Here is a 381-nt window from a genome sequence, read left to right as displayed (position 1 = left end):
CCATGTAACAAGCGACAATAATTTTAGCGATTCCCTTATACGTGTAAAGCGTAAATGAGCGTAACAAAATCAACAACTTAGTCGAGATCTGACCAACGAAATCGACAACATTATAAATAAACTGTAGCATTGACTTAGCCATCCAGTTCAAATTTGTCCAACTGAACTCAGCATCATTTTTTATCTCTTTAATTCCCAAACTAGCGATAGATTTGATAATGACATTAAACAACCAAGTTAAGGTATCAAAAATTGCATCCACATAGAGGATAAAAAAGAGAGCGATGGCATACTTGAGGATTTCTTCAATCCAAAGCTGAAAAGACAACTCCCCACCATTGCTTTTAAGATGCTGGTGCCAGTTCATGAGGTTGATCCCCA

The 381-nt window shown here is 37.0% G+C and carries 1 pseudogene; it reads right to left on the bottom strand.

Annotation, left to right across the window (positions count from 1 at the left end):
* Nucleotides 1-381: pseudogene (locus CBI42_RS11510) on the bottom strand (hypothetical protein); the annotation flags it as partial.

The sequence above is a fragment of the Streptococcus sp. KR genome (genome assembly GCF_002238115.1).
Lineage (GTDB): Bacteria > Bacillota > Bacilli > Lactobacillales > Streptococcaceae > Streptococcus.
This window is presented reverse-complemented; position numbering and strand designations above follow the sequence as displayed.